Annotated in this window: 14 protein-coding genes; 5 read left to right on the plus strand and 9 right to left on the minus strand. The window is 66.2% G+C overall.

The window, feature by feature from the left end; genetic code table 11:
- Positions 1–16 precede the first annotated feature (16 nt).
- Positions 17–1,108 (plus strand): alpha/beta hydrolase family protein, encoded by a 1,092-nt coding sequence (locus tag RDV64_RS13385; RefSeq protein WP_375143828.1) that lies wholly within the window; start codon positions 17–19, stop codon positions 1,106–1,108.
- Positions 1,109–1,133: 25 nt separating this feature from the next.
- On the opposite strand, the gene thpR is transcribed toward RDV64_RS13385, so the two are convergent.
- From thpR to acnA, 7 genes are all read right to left on the minus strand, one after another.
- On the minus strand, positions 1,134–1,679 hold the full coding sequence (thpR, locus tag RDV64_RS13390; protein WP_309195419.1) for an RNA 2',3'-cyclic phosphodiesterase: 546 nt from the start codon (positions 1,677–1,679) through the stop codon (positions 1,134–1,136).
- A gap of 14 nt (positions 1,680–1,693) precedes the next feature.
- Positions 1,694–2,248 (minus strand): DUF1499 domain-containing protein, encoded by a 555-nt coding sequence (locus RDV64_RS13395; RefSeq protein ID WP_309195420.1) that lies wholly within the window; start codon positions 2,246–2,248, stop codon positions 1,694–1,696.
- Between the two features lie 57 nt (positions 2,249–2,305).
- The gene (locus tag RDV64_RS13400) at positions 2,306–3,088 is read right to left on the minus strand and encodes a Bax inhibitor-1/YccA family protein (RefSeq protein ID WP_309195421.1); all 783 of its coding nucleotides are present in this window, start codon (positions 3,086–3,088) and stop codon (positions 2,306–2,308) included.
- A 207-nt stretch (positions 3,089–3,295) separates the two neighbouring features.
- Entirely contained in the window at positions 3,296–3,622 is a 327-nt protein-coding gene (locus RDV64_RS13405; RefSeq protein ID WP_309195422.1) for a YnfA family protein, read from the minus strand.
- Between the two features lie 3 nt (positions 3,623–3,625).
- Positions 3,626–3,973 (minus strand): MerR family DNA-binding protein, encoded by a 348-nt coding sequence (locus RDV64_RS13410; protein WP_309195423.1) that lies wholly within the window; start codon positions 3,971–3,973, stop codon positions 3,626–3,628.
- A gap of 269 nt (positions 3,974–4,242) precedes the next feature.
- Complete coding sequence (locus RDV64_RS13415; protein ID WP_309195424.1) at positions 4,243–5,316, minus strand: cyclic nucleotide-binding domain-containing protein; 1,074 nt, start codon at positions 5,314–5,316, stop codon at positions 4,243–4,245.
- 218 nt (positions 5,317–5,534) lie between these two features.
- The gene (gene acnA / locus RDV64_RS13420; protein WP_309195425.1) at positions 5,535–8,348 is read right to left on the minus strand and encodes an aconitate hydratase AcnA; all 2,814 of its coding nucleotides are present in this window, start codon (positions 8,346–8,348) and stop codon (positions 5,535–5,537) included.
- Between the two features lie 90 nt (positions 8,349–8,438).
- On the opposite strand from acnA, the gene ccmA reads away from it, so the two are divergent.
- From ccmA to RDV64_RS13440, 4 genes are all read left to right on the plus strand, one after another.
- Positions 8,439–9,050 carry a heme ABC exporter ATP-binding protein CcmA gene (ccmA, locus tag RDV64_RS13425; RefSeq protein ID WP_309195426.1) on the plus strand — a complete coding sequence of 204 codons (612 nt, stop codon included), beginning with the start codon at positions 8,439–8,441 and terminating at the stop codon, positions 9,048–9,050.
- Entirely contained in the window at positions 9,050–9,709 is a 660-nt protein-coding gene (ccmB, locus tag RDV64_RS13430) for a heme exporter protein CcmB (RefSeq protein WP_309195427.1), read from the plus strand. The genes ccmA and ccmB overlap by 1 nt, the downstream gene beginning before the upstream one ends.
- 111 nt (positions 9,710–9,820) lie before the next feature.
- Complete coding sequence (locus tag RDV64_RS13435; RefSeq protein WP_309195428.1) at positions 9,821–11,764, plus strand: calcineurin-like phosphoesterase family protein; 1,944 nt, start codon at positions 9,821–9,823, stop codon at positions 11,762–11,764.
- Positions 11,765–11,934: 170 nt separating this feature from the next.
- Complete coding sequence (locus RDV64_RS13440) at positions 11,935–12,942, plus strand: LLM class flavin-dependent oxidoreductase (RefSeq protein WP_309195429.1); 1,008 nt, start codon at positions 11,935–11,937, stop codon at positions 12,940–12,942.
- A gap of 3 nt (positions 12,943–12,945) precedes the next feature.
- On the opposite strand, the gene RDV64_RS13445 is transcribed toward RDV64_RS13440, so the two are convergent.
- Positions 12,946–13,644: an aspartate/glutamate racemase family protein gene (locus RDV64_RS13445; RefSeq protein WP_309195430.1), complete on the minus strand. Its 699-nt coding sequence runs from the start codon at positions 13,642–13,644 to the stop codon at positions 12,946–12,948.
- The gene (locus RDV64_RS13450) at positions 13,641–14,480 is read right to left on the minus strand and encodes an ABC transporter permease (protein ID WP_309195431.1); all 840 of its coding nucleotides are present in this window, start codon (positions 14,478–14,480) and stop codon (positions 13,641–13,643) included. Before RDV64_RS13450 ends, RDV64_RS13445 begins: the two co-directional genes overlap by 4 nt.
- Positions 14,481–14,686 lie beyond the last annotated feature (206 nt).

The following is a 14,686-nucleotide window of genomic DNA, read 5'->3' on the forward strand; positions in this document are numbered from 1 at the left end:
CAAGCCCATCGCCCGCATGTCGGCAAAGAGGCAAAGGAACAGTCCCCTGAACGTCTGGATCAAACTCGCCGCGTCGATCTCATGCGCCCTCGTCCCCCTCATCGCGGCAGACAGCGCGGACGCAGGACGCGACCTTGCCGGCGTTCGGGAGCTGGCGGTGCCCTCGGCAGAGCGTGGCGACGACCTTGCCGTGACGGTCTGGTACCCGGCGGAGGCCGGCGGCACACCGGTCACGCTGGGCGAAAGCATCTTTTTCCGGGGCACGTCCGCCATGAAGGATGCACCGGTTTCCAAAGGGCCATTTCCGCTGATCCTGCTCTCCCACGGCGCAGGCCTCGGCGGTACGCCGCAAGCGATGAGCTGGCTTGCCACGCCGCTCGCGAAGGCCGGCTATGTTGTGGCGGCCCCGACGCATCCCGGGAACGGGGGACGGGTTCGTTCCGCGCTCGATACGGTGAAGCTCTGGCTGCGGCCGGCCGACATCACCGCAACGCTGGATGCAATGGCAGCCAGCACGGTCTTCAAGGACAGCCTGGAACCGGGAAACATCGGCGTGCTGGGGCTTTCCATGGGCGGCTCGACCGCGCTTTCGCTGGCTGGCGCGCGGATCGACCCGGCCTTGCTTGCCGGCTACTGCGACACGTTCGAACGCAATGCGTCCCTTTGCGGGTGGATCAAGGCCAGCGGTGTCGATCTCCACGCCATCGACATGAGCCTTGCGGGCCGTGACAACACCGACGACCGCATCGGCTTCGCGATGGCAATCGACCCGGCCCCGGTGGATGTTCTGGAGCAGGTCTCGTTTTCGCAGATCACGATCCCCACGGAGATCGTCAACCTCGGCCGCGAGGGCGAGATCCCCGTGAGCACGCTGTCGTCAGGGATCGCCCGACAAATTGCGAACGGGCGCTACGCAACCGTTGCGGATGCGTCCCACTACAGCATGTTCGGGGAATGCAAGCCGGGAGCGGCCGGAATTGCCGAGAGCGAAGACATTGGCGAACCCATCTGCACGGATGGCACCGGGGATTCCCGCCGCGACATCCATGCGCAACTGATCAGAATCGTCATCGCCGCCTTCGACAAGGCATTGAAAGGCGGCAACTGACGGCGCTCTTTGCCCACCGCCTTGTTCAGGCCGGCACGGCTTCGAGGGGATAGAGCTCCTCGGTGAGATAGGGGCCGCCGCCGGTTGAGGCGCGCGAGGAGAGGAGCGCGAACTCCTCCACCTCGAACGGCGGGACGGCGAACCCGCCGCGCACGGTCAGCCAGTCGGCGACCTCGCGCGGTGAGGTGCCGCGCAGCCGTGCAATGGTGACGTGAGGGGTGAAGCGCCGCGCTTCGGCAGGCAGGCCGAGGCGCTGGAACATCCGCTCCTGCTCCGCCTGAAGTTCGCTCAGCGCCTCTGTTGGCTCCACACGTGCGTAGACCGAGTGGGGCTTGCGGCTGCCGAAGGAGGCAAGACCGCAAAGGCGGATGCTGAGGGGATCGCGCTGGATGCTGGAGAGGGTGTAGGCGATTTCGTCGGCCACCCGGTCATCCACATCGCCAATGAAGCGCAGGGTGATGTGGTAGTTGGCAGGGTCGATCCAGCGGGCACCCTTGAGGCCGCCGCGCAGGAACGTAAGCTGCGTTCGGACGGCCTCCGGGAGGGCGAGGGCGGTGAACAGTCTCGGCATGGAAGCCTCCCTTTTCAACGGTCCTGGGGGGAAGTGTCCTCACTCACGGAAGTGCTGGCAAGGGGGTCTTCGCCCAACGCACCGATCAATGCCGTGCGCCACGCTTCGAGCCGCTCGCGGTTCTTGCCAAAGTCGCCCTTGCCGTAGCGCGCCGCGGAATAAACGAGGAGCCGCGTGCCCGAACCGTCGGCGATGGCCTTGGCATAGATATCGTCCGGGAAGCGGAAGATTCGCGAGCGCTGCACCGCGTGATGGGTAAAGGCGGTGGCGTCGGCGTGGATCACCTCGGTGCGCGGGGCGTCCGCCACCACCTGCTGCCATGCGGCAAATACCGCAGCCGGCGTCCTTTGAAAGCGAAGCGCCGGGACGTCGGCCTGGCTTTTTGTATCACCGGGGTCGGCATAAAGCGCCGTGTTGGGGGAGCCGGGGCGCTCGAGGCTGGAAAATTCGATCATCTTGGGACCGCTCATCGGGTGTCGTGCCTCTTTTCGATGCTTGTCTCGATGCTTGTCGCGGGGGCGGGACGGTCGTCGCGCCGTTTTCAACGCAGCGGGTTCGGTGGCGCTCACGAAAAAGGGCGCGGGGGATGCCCCGCGCCCTCGGTCGTCCCGGCCCTTGCGGGCTGGTTAGTTGCGGTTGCCGAACAGCGACAGCAGCATGACGAACATGTTGATGAAGTTCAGGTACAGCGACAGGGCGCCCATGATCGCCTTGCGGCCGGCCGTGCTGCTGTCGTCGCCCACGTAGTACATCTCCTTGATGCGCTGCGTGTCGTAGGCGGTGAGGCCGGCGAACACCAGAACGCCGATCACCGAGATCGCGAACTGCAGTGCGGACGATGCCACGAAGAGGTTGACCACAGAGGCGATGATCACGCCGATGAGGCCCATGAACAGGAACTGGCCCCAGCCCGACAGGTCCCGCTTGGTGGTGTAGCCGTAGAGCGACAGCGAACCGAAGGCGGCGGCGGTGATGAAGAACACGCGCACGATCGACTCGGAGGTGTAGACGAGGAAGATCGACGACAGCGAGATGCCCATCAGGCCGGCAAAGACCCAGAAGGCGAGCTGCGCGGAAGACGTCGACATCTTGCCGATGCGGGCGGAGATGAAGAACACCATGCCGAGCGGCGCGAGCATGACGACCCACTTCAGCGCGCTGGTGTACAGCGTGACGCCGAACTGGGTGAGGTACATGCCGTTGGGCAGCTGCGCCGCTGCGTTGGCGGCGGTGTCGGTCACGGCGAACTGGACCATTGCGAGCGCGGCAACGCCCGTGATGGCGAGACCGATGGCCATGTAGTTGTAGACACGCAGCATGTAGCTGCGCAGGCCCTGATCGACGCCGGCGTCGGCGCGCACGGCACCGCCCATCGGCCGAGCGTACGGATTACGATCTGAGGTTGCCATTGATATTCCTATGGTTCGAGTGAGCCGGTGAGGTCTTCCCCAGAAGGCCGGCGGCGGACGCACCTCGTCCATTGACTTGCAATATGGGGATTCAAAAAGCGACTAGCAAGCGCAACCGGCGCGCGGACGGCCTGCATGAAAAACTTGTAAGGTCCGCAATTGAGACAAGATTTCAGTCCGGCAGAATATGACGGCTGCGCGGCAGGCTCAAGCGCCGCGGGGCGCTAGAAGGATGATCGCGGCACCCGCGAGGCACACGGCGCCGCCCAAAAGATCCCACCCGTCTGGCCGCTGACCCTCCGCCGCCCACAGCCAGAGGAGCGAGGCGGCAATGTAGACGCCACCATAAGCCGCAAAGGCGCGGCCGGCGTGGTCCGCAGGGCTCAGCGCCAGAAGCCACGCGAAGGCGGCCAGCGATGCGAGGCCGGGAAGCAGCCATAGCGGGCTGTGGCCAAGGCGAAGCCATGCCCAGAATGCGAAGCACCCGGCAATTTCGGCAAGCGCCGCGGCGGCGTAGAGGACAGCGGCCGGCACGCGTCAGTCCGGCGCGATGGCGTCGATGATCCGGCAGTCAGAGATCGTGCCGCCGCCGGTGGAGCCGGCGATCGCGCGGAGCGGCCCGGCGAGGGCATCGACGTCGGCGCAGGGGTGCTCAGCATCGCAAGACAGCGTCAGTAGGTCGCGCACCTGATCCAGCGAGAATCCGAGCCTGCGGCAGCGGCGGATGAAGCGAAGACGGGCAAGAGCTGCCGAATCGCAGGTTCGGTAATGGGTTCGGCTTAGCGAGGCGCGCAAAAGAACAGCCGCGTTCTCGTGGTCGCGGATCGTGACCACCCTGGTGCCTGTGGCGCGGGCGAGATCGCCGACCCTGAGGCTTCCGTCCATGCTTGACCCTATTTTGGCTATAGACTGCTTGTAGCGCGGAGCTATAGCCGAAGCGAGATCGTTACGCTCCGCCTTGCCCCGGCAGCCGCCTTCTGTGGATCGATCTGGCCATCAGGGGCGGGATGTCCGGGGTGGAGATCGCGGCAGGTCCCGTGGCCGGATCGGCGGCGCTTCAGGCCGACGCGGCGAATTGCAGGATCAGCCTGTTCGGCACCGGAGCCGGCTGGCCGGATAGTGCCGTCGCCGGTTTCAGGCCAGACGCGGCGCGCTCAGAGGAAGCCGAACACGAACGCGCCGGTGCCGAGCGCAACGTGGACCAGCGTCACCCCGGCCAGATTCTTGTGGCGCAGGAAGATGCAGCCGAACAGGAAGCCGCCAACGGTCGTGATCAGCACGGCATGGAGGCCGAAATGCAGGTGGAACATGCCAAACAGCACCGATGACAGGATGACGGACTTGATGCCGCGCGCATCGTTGAGGAAGCGCTGATAGGCGCTTTGGAGGAAGCCGCGGGCGAGAAGTTCCTGGAGGAACGAGTGCAGTGCGTAGGAGAGGAAGACGGTCAGGGGCATTGGCGTCGGTGTGCCGAGCATGATGTCGAACCGGCCGAGAACGAAGCTTGCCACCGCCATCACCCCGATCAGTACGGCAGAGATGGCGATGCCTTCTGTGAGCGACCGGCCGAGGCCGCGGGTGGTGAGCCCGAGCTCGGAGACGGGCAGCTTCATGCGGATGAGCACGACGAACAGCGGCAGGAGATAAATCGCCAGATATTGCCAGCCGAAGCGCACCGAGTAGACATCAACGTCGAAGATGTTGCGTGCGATCACCACGTTGGCGATGGTGCCAAGGCCCATCGTGACGATCGAATAGATGTAGAAGACGCCGAACTGCTCGCGCTCCTTGAGGTTGCTGACCTCACGCTCCAGCGATTCCAGGTATCGGTCGTTGTGGTCGCGCATTCGGGTGACGATGGCGGCGCCGAGGGCAGCCCTGAGGTCGGACAGGGCGCGCGAGCCGGCGTCGGTTGCGGCAAGCTCGGCCGCGCTGAGGCGCGACAGCGTGACCTCACTGAGGGCACGCACGGAGGCGGACCTCGGTTCGCCGTCGAGGAAGGCCATTTCGCCGACAATCTCGCCGGGGCCAAGCTCGGCCAGCGTGTGCTCGGTGCCGTCATCGCCGTTCCGCACCACAGCAACCGTTCCCGACTCGATGCGGAACAGCTCGTCGGGCGTGCCGTCTTCGGCAACGATGGTTCCGCCGGGGGCATAGCTTCGCCGGGTCTCGGCAGCCGCCAGCGTGGCGCGGGAGGCGGCGGGGAGTTCGGCGAGCGCTAGGGTCATTGTGGTGTGTCGGATTTCTGGCGGGTTGGGCGGCCAAGGTTTCGGCCGCCGGGCAGCTTGGACAATGATCGTTAGCAATGCGTGATGGGGTGGTCTGTTCCGGCAGCGCCGCCGCGCGGCGTGCTGTTCCTGCGCCGTGAACCCCCGTTGCCACAAACGAAAACGGGGCGCCATGGGCGCCCCGTTTGATTGCGATCGTGCGGGCCCTGGCCGCGGCGTCAGCTGGCGGGGTAGCCGCCCGTGTCGACGCCGGCGACCGGGGGGGCGCCTTCGCCGGCAAGGCCGCGCAGCACGTAGTGCAGAATGCCGCCGTTGTTGTAGTAGGCCAGCTCGTCGGCGGTATCGATCCGGCAGAGCAGCTCGATGGTCTTCGTCGAGCCGTCCTCGTACGTGATCTCGGCCTTGAGGGTCTGGCGCGGGGTCAGCGCGTCGAGGCCCTCGATGGTGACCTTTTCCTTGCCGGTGATGCCCAGATTGTCCCAGGTGTCACCGCCCGTGAACACCAGCGGCAGCACGCCCATGCCGACGAGGTTGGAGCGGTGGATCCGCTCGAAGCTCTCGGTGATGACGGCGCGGACGCCGAGGAGGCGCGTGCCCTTTGCGGCCCAGTCACGCGAGGAGCCGGTGCCGTATTCCTTGCCGGCGAAGATCACCAGCGGCACGCCTTCCTTGGCGTAGCGCATGGCGGCATCGTAGATCGGCATCTCGTCGCCGGACGGCTCGTGATAGGTCACGCCACCTTCGACACCGGCAACCATCTGGTTCTTGATGCGGATGTTGGCGAACGTGCCGCGCATCATGATCTCGTGGTTGCCGCGGCGGGCACCGTAGGAGTTGAAGTCCCTCACGCTGACCTGGTGCTCGCTGAGATATTCGCCAGCGGGCGAGGACGGCTTGATGGAGCCGGCCGGGGAGATGTGGTCGGTGGTGATCGAGTCCTGGAAGAGGGCGAGGACGCGGGCGCCTTCGATGTTCTCGATGGCGTCGGGCGTCATGGTCATGCCCTCGAAGTAGGGCGGGTTGCGCACGTAGGTCGACGACAGCGGCCAGTCGTAGGTGAGGCCGCCGGAGGTCTTCACGCCCTGCCACTTCTCGTCGCCCTTGAACACGTCGCCATAGCGGGTGTCGAACATGTCGCGGGTGATGGCGGTGCGCAGCGTGTCGGCGACTTCCTTGGTGGAGGGCCAGATGTCCTTCAGGAAGACGTCGTTGCCGTCCTTGTCCTTGCCGAGCGCCACGGTGGTGATGTCCTCGGTCATGGTGCCGAGCAGCGCGTAGGCGACGACAAGGGGCGGGGAGGCGAGGTAGTTCGCCCGCACGTCCGGGTTCACGCGGCCTTCGAAGTTGCGGTTGCCGGAAAGGACGGAGACCGCAACGAGGTCCTTCTCGTTGATGACCTTGGACACCTTCTCGGGCAGCGGGCCGGAGTTGCCGATGCAGGTGGTGCAGCCGTAGCCGACGAGCTGGAAGCCGAGGGCGTCGAGGTCGTCGTCGAGGCCGGTCTTGGCGAGATAATCGGTCACGATCTGGCTGCCGGGGGCGAGCGAGGTCTTCACCCAGGGCTTGGAGGTCAGGCCCTTGGCGTGGGCGTTGCGGGCGAGGAGGCCCGCCGCGATCATCACCGAGGGGTTGGACGTGTTGGTGCAGCTGGTGATGGCGGCAATCACCACGTCGCCATCGTCGAGCCGGTACTCCTCGCCCTCGACCTCATGGCCGGGAACCGGGGTCTGGTCGCGCGAGGCGCCTTCGGCCATGAAGCGGTCGTCGCCCTGGCTGGTGTTGGCGGGATCGGCGACCGGCTCCTTGGGCATGCGGCCGCCCTTGATGGTCTTGACCGCTTCGGCGAAGGCGGGCGCGGCGTTGTCGAGCGCAACGCGGTCCTGCGGGCGCTTGGGGCCGGCGAGCGACGGGACGACGGTGGCAAGGTCGAGGCCCAGCGAATCGGTGAAGACGGGGTCTTCGCTGTCGTCGGCACGCCAGAAACCGCACTGCTTGGCGTAGGCTTCCACCAGTGCGACCTGGTGCTTGTCGCGGCCGGTGGCCTCAAGATAACGGATGGTGTCCGCGTCGATGGGGAAGAAGCCGCAGGTGGCGCCGTATTCGGGGGCCATGTTGGCAATGGTCGCGCAGTCTTCCACCGAAAGGGCGGAGAGGCCGGCGCCGTAGAATTCGACGAACTTGCCCACCACGCCCTTGTTGCGCAGCATTTCGGTGACGGTGAGCACGAGGTCGGTCGCCGTGGTGCCTTCGGGCAGCGTGCCTTCGAGCTTGAAGCCGATCACCTCGGGAATGAGCATGGAGACCGGCTGGCCGAGCATGGCCGCTTCGGCCTCGATGCCGCCGACGCCCCAGCCGAGCACGGCTAGCGCGTTGACCATGGTGGTGTGCGAATCGGTGCCGACGAGCGTGTCGGGGAAGGCGAAGGTCGCGCCGTCTTCGTCCTTGGTCCACACGGACTGGGACAGATATTCGAGGTTGACCTGGTGGCAGATGCCGGTGCCGGGCGGCACCACGCGGAAATTGTCGAACGCACCCTGGCCCCAGCGCAGGAACTGGTAGCGCTCGCCGTTGCGCTCATATTCCAGCTCGACGTTCGCCTCGAACGCGCCGGACGTGCCGAAGCGGTCGACCATGACGGAGTGGTCGATGACGAGGTCGACGGGGACGAGCGGGTTGATGCGCTTGGGATCGGCGCCGAGGCTCTCGGTCGCGTCACGCATGGCGGCAAGGTCGACCACGGCGGGGACGCCGGTGAAGTCCTGCATCAGGACGCGGGCGGGGCGGTAGGCGATCTCGCGGTCGGACCGCTTGTCCTTCACCCACTGGGACAGGGCTTTGATGTCGTCTGCGGTGACGGTCTTGCCGTCTTCGAAGCGCAGAAGGTTTTCGAGCAGGACCTTCAGCGACTTGGGAAGGCGGGAAACACCTTCGAGGCCGTTGCGTTCGGCGGCATTCACGTCGAAGATGGCGTAACTCTTGCCGTCTACGGTGAGCTCGGTGCGGGATCGGAACGTGTCGAGCGAGCGGGGCACGGCGCCATCTCCTTCATTGGACGAGTTCGAGATTTTGCCGCTATCAACGCCTTCTTGGCGCGCCGATCAACCCGGTTCGGAGTGAACGCGGTGAATTCGTTCGGCAAAACGCGCCTTGAAGGGCGTGACGTGTCGGTGACGCGAGGCGGGCGGCTTGTCCTGACCTCGGTCTCCTTCACCATCGCGGCGGGTGACGCGCTCATTGTGGCCGGGCCGAATGGCGCGGGCAAGTCCACTTTGCTCAGGGCTGTGGCGGGGCTTTGCGCGCTGGACGGCGGCGCGATCACGCTGGAAGGCGCAGCGCTGCCGGCCGATGCCCACCTCATCGGCCACCAGAATGCGCTGAAACCGCAACAGACCGTGCTTGCCAACCTCATTTTCTGGGCGGATTGGCAGGGCGGCCCCGACAATGCCGAAGCGCGTGCCGAAGCCGCGCTGGACGCTGTGGGCTTGCTGCCGCTGGGCGAAACGCCCGCGCAATTCCTGTCACAAGGGCAGCGGCGGCGGCTGGCACTGGCGCGGCTACTGGCCTCACCGCGCCCGCTGTGGTTGCTGGATGAACCTGTGGCGGGGCTGGACGCTGCGGCGCGGACGCGATTTGCGGCGGCCATGGCCGATCACCGGGCCGAAGGCGGACTGGTGATGGCCTCCACCCATGAGCCCCTCGGCCTTGAAGGCGCGCGCACTTTGGATCTGTCCTGATGAACCTCTGGGCCCTGTTCCGGCGCGACATTCACCTTGCCTGGGCCGCAGGCGGTGGTGGACCCGTCGGCGTCATCTTCTTTCTGGCGGTGACGGCGGTAGCCCCCTTTGCCGTCGGCCCGGACCTGCCGCTCTTGGCACGCCTGGGGCCGGCGCTGTTGTGGATTGCGGTTCTTCTCGCCCTCCTTCTGGGGCTGGAGCGGCTGTTTCAGGCGGACGAGGAGGACGGCACGCTCGACCAGCTGCGCCTGTCCGACGTGCCGCTCGGGCTTGTGGTGCTGACCAAGGCGGCCGCGCACTGGAGCGCGGCGGCGCTGCCGCTCATCATCGCAACGCCGTTCGCGGCCATCCTGCTCAACATGTCGCCGGGTGCGCTGGGGGTGACGCTCGCCAGCTTCCTCATCGGCACGCCGGGCCTTGCGCTGATCGGCGCCGTGGGGGCAGCCGTCGCGGTCTCGCTTCGCCGCGCGGGCGTTCTCATCGCAATTCTGGTGCTGCCGCTTTCCATCCCGTCGGTGATCTTCGGCGTTGCGGCGTGCGAGGCGTTTGCCGCCGGGCGCGATCCGTCGCCACAGCTTGCGATGCTGGGGGCCATCACGCTCATCTTTCTCGTCCTTGCGCCGATCGCCGCCGCAGCGGCGCTGAAGGAGATCGACTGAACGGCAGGTGTGTCCAAACCGTCATCGGGGTGCCAATCTCCCGTTACTTGCGCGGTGCAGTGTGGGGCTGTGATCGCAAGGGCGATCCGCCTTCTTGAAAAGGGCTGCACCATGAAACTGACACTGGCCGCATTGCTGGCCGCCACCGCCTTCAGCGCGCCCGCGCTTGCCAAGGACCCAACCTACATCGCCGCGATCGACGTGGTGCGCGGCGCCAACGATGGCGGCGACCACGCCACGGGCACCGTCTTCGTCGATGCAAACCGCAATGGCACGCTCGACAATGGCGAGGCCGGCATTGCAGGCGTGTCGGTCTCCAACGGCCGGGAAGTGGTCGCGACCGACGCGGACGGCAAATATTCGCTCCCCGCGTATGGCGACATGAATGTCTTCGTCACCAAGCCGGCAGGCTATCTTGTGCCGCTGGACGAAGACATGATCCCGCAGTTCAATTACGTCCACAAGGAAGCCGGCTCCCCGCCGCTCCGTTTCGGCGGGATCGAGCCGACCGGGCCACTGCCGCAGGCCATCAACTTTCCGATGATCGAAGCGTCGGTGAAGACTGACTTCAAGGCGCTCGTGTTCGGCGACCCGCAGCCCTACAACAACCGCGAAGTGGGCTATGTGCGCGATACCGTCGGCAAGATGCTGCTGGAGCGAGACCTTGCGGACGTGGAATTCCTGCTGTTCGAGGGGGACATCATGGGCGACGACCTGTCGCTCTACCCGCGCTTCAAGAAGGTCATCGCCGTTGGCAACACGCCGCAATATTATGTGGCGGGCAATCATGACCTCGACCTCGACGCCACGTCCGACAAGGACTCGTTCGACACCTTCCGCCGTGAGTTCGGCCCGGAATATTACGCGTTCGACTATGGCGACGTGCACCTGGTGGTGCTCGACAACGTGCGTTACCCCTGCAACGGCGTCGACGTGCATGAATTCTGCGCCGTGGACGCCAGCCCCAACTATAATGGCGTCATCCACGACCGGCAGACGGCCTGGCTGAAGGCCGACCTTGCCAACGTGCCGCAGGACAAGCTGATCATCGTCAACGCCCACGTGCCGTTCCAGTCGTTCACCGACAGCGGCGCGAAGAAGCACCAGACCGACAATTTCGCCGAACTCGCCGCTATCATCGGCGATCGTCCGGCACTCGGGCTCTCGGGCCACACCCACACGACCGAGAACATCACGCCCGGCGAGGGTTTCGCCGGCTGGAAAGAGGCGACCGGGCTCGAAACGGCGCCCTTTCGTCAGATCATCACGGGCGCCGTATCCGCCTCGTGGTGGGCCGGCGACTTCAACGACCAGGGCGTGCCGCGCAGCACGCAGCGGCTCGGCGCACCGCGCGGCTACTACGAGTTCGGCTTCAACGGGCCGGACTACACAGACACCTACATCGCCTTCGGCAAGCCGGACGATGCCCAGCTCCACGCCTCGTTCAACTCGCCGCGGTTCCGCAAATGGGCCGAAGCGCTGACCGCTTTCGCCGAGAAGGGCCCCATTCCCGGCGACAAATTGCCACCGGTAACCGTGAACGACCTTGGCGATCTCTACATGCTGACGCGCGCGGACATCGAAGGCGGCACCTTTGTCGCCGTGAACGTCTGGAACGGCTCGAAGGACGCGAAGGTGCAGGTTTCCATCGACGGCGGTGCGCCGGTCACGGCTGTCCGCACCCAGCCCGGTGATGGCGAGGCGCAGTTCAAGGGCGCTGAATATGCCGACCCGCTGGCGGTGACCAAGCAGGCGACGCAGGGCCGGCAGGCGTGGCGCTCGGTCGAGGGGCGTGAAGAGACCGCGGGCTTTCAGACATGGCGGGGCACAAGCTGGGCCGGCCAGCCCGGTCCCTTCCAGGCTTATATGCTGGCCCGCCAGTCGAGCCATCTGTGGCGCGCCGACCTGCCGGCGGACCTTGCGACCGGCGTCCACATGCTGACGGCCCACACGACCGACCGCCATGGCCGCACATTCGCCACGTCATTCACCTTCGAGGTGGTGGACGAACTGCCGCTGATGGACTGGAACGCGTCGCTCTGGCCGGCCAAGTAGGCGGCGCTTGTCCACCGCAGCGCGATCCGCAGTGGCCGGGACCTTTCAGGGTTCCGGCCGTTTGCGTCTGGTACGGCCGTACGGCCGGCGGTTGAAGGTAGGTGCTGTGGCACTTATGTTAGCGGGATGTGCGGGGCCTTCGGTTCTGCGCGCAACCTGCGGAGTGCAACATGATCCCTTATTCGGTGCTCGACCTTTCGCCGATTCCCGAAGGCGGCACGGCCGGCGATGCGCTGGCCAACTCCGTTGCGCTGGCCCGCCATGCGGAAGGCGAGGGGTTCAACCGCTACTGGCTTGCCGAACACCACAACATGCCGGGCATTGCCAGTGCCGCAACCGCGGTGGTCATCGGCCAGATTGCCGCCCACACCAGCACGATCCGTGTCGGCTCCGGCGGCATCATGCTGCCCAACCACGCGCCGTTGATGGTGGCCGAGCAGTTCGGCACGCTGGCAACGCTGTTTCCGGGCCGGATCGACCTTGGCCTCGGCCGCGCCCCCGGCACCGACATGAACACCGCCCGTGCGCTCCGCCGCGCCATGGACAATTCCGACAATTTTCCGCAGGACGTGACTGAGCTTCTCGGCTACCTGGAGCCGGCCGACCCGCGCGCCCGCGTGCTCGCCATTCCGGGTGTCGGCACCAAGGTGCCGGTGTGGATCCTCGGGTCGAGCACGTTCGGCGCGCAGCTGGCGGCGCTTCTGGGGCTGCCTTACGCGTTCGCCTCGCACTTCGCGCCGGCTTCGCTGGGGGAGGCTCTGGCCACCTACAGGCAGAATTTCCGACCGTCGCCGTGGCGGGACACGCCTTATTTCATGCTCGCCGTCAACGTGTTCGGCGGGGCGGACGACGCCGAGGGGCGCTACCTCATGTCGTCCATGCAGCAGGCATTCTCCAACCTGCGCACCGGGCAGCCGGGGCCGCTGCCAAAGCCGGTGGACGACGTTGATGCGGTGATCGACCGGCGGATGCGCGCGGCCGTCAACGAGGCGCTTTCGGTCTCCGCGGTTGGCGGGCCGGAGAGTGTGCGCACGGCTCTGGGCGCACTGGTGAACCGCTATGAGCCGGACGAGGTGATCATCACCGGGCAGATCCACGATCCCGCCGCACGGCAGCGTTCATTCTCCATCGCGGCCGATGCGATGCGCACGCTTGGCCAAGCGCGCGCTGCGGCCTGATTTCTACTTCTGGCGCGGGAAGGCGTAGGCGCCGGCCTTGCTGGTCTTGAGGCCGAGACCGGCAAGGGCCTCGGCCATTTTGGTGGCGGCAATCACGCCGTCGATGACCGGAACGCCGGCCTCTTCTGTGAGTGCTGCGGCAAGGTCGGCCATGCCGGCGCAGCCGAGGATCACGGCCTCTGCGCCATCCTCCGCCACGGACTTCAGCACTTCGGCGCGGACCTTCTGCGCGGCCGCATCGCCTTCGTCTTCCAGCGCCAGGACGGGAATTTCCGCCGACCGCACCCGGCGGCAGCGGCGACCCATGCCGTAGTGGTCCGCCAGATCCTCGATGATGGGGATCGCACGGGGGAGGGTTGTCACCACCGAGAAGCGGGCGGCGAGAATGGACGCGGTCATCATTGCCGCTTCGCAGATGCCGATGACCGGACGGTCGGTGACTTCGCGGCAGGCATTGAGGCCCGGGTCGTCGAAGCAGGCGACGACGAACGCGTCGGCGCCGGCCTCGGTCCCATTACGGATCTCGTCCAGCAGCGGCGGGACCGATACCGCTTCGTCGGCAAAACCTTCGATGGAGGCCGGCGTGCCCGAGGGGTTGGTCGCAATGATTTGAGTGCCGGGGCTGGCGATGCCGCGGGCTGCGGCCGCGATCTTGTCCGTCATCGAGGCGGTCGAGTTGGGGTTGATGATGTGGATCTTCATGCCTTGCCTGCGTCCGAGCCATGGCGCTGCTGCCGCCGGCGAATGATTACGAAGGCCGCAATGGTAATGCCGATCACCAGAAACGACAGGCCCGTGGTGAGGGTGCCCAGCGCATAGATGACCGGGGTGGTGGTATTGGTCTGCATCGCCTGAAGCTCGAGCGGCAGCGTGTTGACCGCGCCGATGGCCTGTGACGAGCGCGCCAGCTCATCGTAGGAGAGGGTGAAGCCGAAAAGAGCGATGCCGATCAGCGACGGCAGGATGATCGGCACCACCACAAAGCGGATCGTCTGCCAGGGGCTCGCGCCCTGGTCCCGCGCGGCTTCCTCGAACGAGCGGTCGAACCGGTTGAACACGGCGAACATGATGAGGAGCCCGAACGGCAGCGTCCACGTGAGATGTGCGCCGACGCCGGAGCTGTACCAGTGGCGCTGAATGCCGGCGAGCTCGAACCCCGCGCCAATGCCGAGCGACACCACCACGGACGGCATCACGAGGCTGGCGATCGCCACATACAAAAGCACCGTGCTGCCGATGAAGCGGCGGCGATAGGCCAGCCCCGCGATGAACGAGATGATGACGGTGGAGATCATCACGATGACGCCGAGGCCGAACGAACGCCGGAATGCGCCCCAGATGTCGCCGATGGACTGCGGGCCGAACAGTTCGGCGAACCAGTGCAGCGAGACGCCGCGCATGGGGAAGGTCAGCCCGCCCTCCGGCCCCTGGAACGACAGGAGCACGATGGTCGCGATGGGGGCGTAGAGGAACAGGACGAAGAGGATGAAGATTGCCCACATCAGCGCCTTGTAGGGCGGGCCTTCGGTGCTTCTCATGGGCGCCTCCCTTTGGCTTGGCGGTTGCTGGGGGCCGTGCCTTGAAGCGCCCTCTTCATACAAGTCTCCCGCGGAGCGGGGCGAGCCTCAAGGCACGCTTCGCTCTCCGGCCTTGACCCTCGCCCCACTCCGCGGGTTGCGGGAGGGGTCGGCTCCGCCGGAATGTCGCCAGGCGAAGACACGCCTCCGGCGGGTCTTCCACCGGA

The sequence above is a fragment of the Acuticoccus sp. MNP-M23 genome, assembly GCF_031195445.1.
GTDB lineage: Bacteria > Pseudomonadota > Alphaproteobacteria > Rhizobiales > Amorphaceae > Acuticoccus.

What these genes read in the sequence shown, in the direction of transcription:
- thpR (WP_309195419.1), bottom strand. Translation starts at nt 1,679, where the DNA reads ATGCCGAGACTGTTCACCGCCCTCGCCCTCCCGGAGGCCGTCCGAACG.
- RDV64_RS13385 (WP_375143828.1), top strand. Translation starts at nt 17, where the DNA reads ATGTCGGCAAAGAGGCAAAGGAACAGTCCCCTGAACGTCTGGATCAAA.
- RDV64_RS13445 (WP_309195430.1), bottom strand. Translation starts at nt 13,644, where the DNA reads ATGAAGATCCACATCATCAACCCCAACTCGACCGCCTCGATGACGGAC.
- RDV64_RS13410 (WP_309195423.1), bottom strand. Translation starts at nt 3,973, where the DNA reads ATGGACGGAAGCCTCAGGGTCGGCGATCTCGCCCGCGCCACAGGCACC.
- ccmB (WP_309195427.1), top strand. Translation starts at nt 9,050, where the DNA reads ATGAACCTCTGGGCCCTGTTCCGGCGCGACATTCACCTTGCCTGGGCC.
- RDV64_RS13435 (WP_309195428.1), top strand. Translation starts at nt 9,821, where the DNA reads ATGAAACTGACACTGGCCGCATTGCTGGCCGCCACCGCCTTCAGCGCG.
- RDV64_RS13450 (WP_309195431.1), bottom strand. Translation starts at nt 14,480, where the DNA reads ATGAGAAGCACCGAAGGCCCGCCCTACAAGGCGCTGATGTGGGCAATC.
- RDV64_RS13415 (WP_309195424.1), bottom strand. Translation starts at nt 5,316, where the DNA reads ATGACCCTAGCGCTCGCCGAACTCCCCGCCGCCTCCCGCGCCACGCTG.
- RDV64_RS13440 (WP_309195429.1), top strand. Translation starts at nt 11,935, where the DNA reads ATGATCCCTTATTCGGTGCTCGACCTTTCGCCGATTCCCGAAGGCGGC.
- RDV64_RS13400 (WP_309195421.1), bottom strand. Translation starts at nt 3,088, where the DNA reads ATGGCAACCTCAGATCGTAATCCGTACGCTCGGCCGATGGGCGGTGCC.